The sequence below is a fragment of the Mesorhizobium sp. M1E.F.Ca.ET.041.01.1.1 genome (assembly GCF_003997355.1).
GTDB lineage: Bacteria > Pseudomonadota > Alphaproteobacteria > Rhizobiales > Rhizobiaceae > Mesorhizobium.
The window spans coordinates 1-1,546 of the sequence record NZ_RZSL01000947.1; the positions used below are offsets into that span (position 1 = coordinate 1).

Consider the following 1,546-nt stretch of genomic DNA (forward strand, 5'->3'; position numbering starts at 1 on the left):
GCCGATCACATACTCGTCGGCGGGGACGAGGAAGCGGCGTTCCTCGCTGCCGACGCCACGCCTGCCACCCGGCGTGGCGATGACCTCGACGAAGCTCTTTTTGTAATCCGCCCTGATTGCGGAGACCACGATCCAGTCGGCGGCGTGTTCCGCCTCGAAGGCGCGTCGATCTTTCTCGCGGGATTGGCCGGCCGCAAGCACGTTGCCGGTGATCTCTTCCCACGCATCCGGAAAGCTGTCCTTGATGATGCGTTCCGCGCTTCGACGCTCAAAGCTGGTGAAGAGATCGGGGAAGGTGAAGGCGACGATCGCCCAACACTCGTCTTCTTCATAGAAACCATCCGCCGCGCGCAGCCGGGCGTCGACCTTGCAATTGCGTTCGGGCGAGAGATGGAACCCCCCATGGCTCGCGGTCGAATGACAGGTAACGCCGTCGGCGAAGACGGTGGCGCCCTGCGATGGCCCCCAGGGCGTTTGCGCTGTGGACCTGACCTCCTGTCGTGCAAGCGCACGCTTCTCTCGGGCGTGCTCCGCCTGCTCCAGAACCTTTGCCCGGAACGCCGCCTCGTCGGTGAGCTCGCCGCAATGACCGTAGAAATCCGAGCGCGTCCACTCGGCGAGCGGACGGCGGATACGCCAGCCGGTCGCCAGATAGTGCCGCCCCTCGCTCGCGGGCAGCATGGCAAACGCCGTATCGCCCACCCCGGCGACGAAGAAGCCGCCAGCGCTGCGGCCGAACTCCACCTCCGGAAAGCCGGAGGTGGAGTTTTCGTTCGAACTTCGAAGAGAATGGGTCATCACGCGGCCCTCCCCTCGACATGGTCCGCCGCGATCTCATCCGCCGTGATCTGATCGAGCACCGCGTTCGGATAAAAGTGCCGCGTCAGCCATTCTTCGGCATCGGCCCGATTTGGGGCGAGATGGACCAGCTCGGCGTCCTCGCCGGGCCGGTCGAGCACGCGGACCACGCCCATGGCCGGCCGTTCGAGAAGCGTGAAGCGTAACCGGCTGTCCAGCGAAAACGTGCGAAGCACGCGCACGGCGACGACACCGCCCGAACCGTAATCGGCCTCGTGCAGCGTGAAGCTCGCCGGCAGGCTGATACTGCCAACGACTGCTTCACCCTGCTTGCGGATCAGACGACCCCTGCCGTTGTTGGTCTGCCATTGCGACAGCTTCTTGCGGTGCCGTTCCTGCGGCCGCGGCGTGGCGTCGGACCAGGCGATGAGCGAGCCAATTGAGGCCCGGAAGATGCGAACGCGGACATGCGTGTCCTCCATGTGCTGATTGTCAAAACAGGACCGCCGCCGGGTTTGCCGGCGGCGGGATGGCGATCGGAAGGAAGAATTGGGACCGCTATTCGGCCGCCTCGCGGAAAGCGTCCTCGCCCTCAGCTCCGCCAGCACCGTCAGCCGCCCGCGGGTCCTCGGCGTGTTCGTCGGGGTCGTCTTCCCCACGGGCCGCCTTGCTTGTCAGCCAGGACGAGAGTTTCGCCTTGTCCGGCGCGAACAGAGCGGCCGGATGGACGAAGCGCGCTTCCCTGAAG

At 65.7% G+C, this 1,546-nt stretch carries 2 protein-coding genes and 1 pseudogene; all 3 read right to left on the bottom strand.

Going from position 1 to position 1,546, the window contains the following annotated elements:
• Positions 1–798 (bottom strand): hypothetical protein (locus tag EOA38_RS36225; protein WP_127301474.1); only part of this gene is annotated, 798 nt, incomplete at its 3' end.
• The gene (locus EOA38_RS36230; RefSeq protein ID WP_127301475.1) at positions 798–1,280 is read right to left on the bottom strand and encodes a hypothetical protein; all 483 of its coding nucleotides are present in this window, start codon (positions 1,278–1,280) and stop codon (positions 798–800) included. The genes EOA38_RS36225 and EOA38_RS36230, both read right to left, overlap by 1 nt.
• A gap of 76 nt (positions 1,281–1,356) precedes the next feature.
• A pseudogene (locus tag EOA38_RS36235) lies at positions 1,357–1,546 on the bottom strand (plasmid partitioning protein); the annotation flags it as partial.

Coding starts and splice junctions, on each gene's coding strand:
- EOA38_RS36230 (WP_127301475.1), bottom strand. CDS start 1,280: ATGGAGGACACGCATGTCCGCGTTCGCATCTTCCGGGCCTCAATTGGC.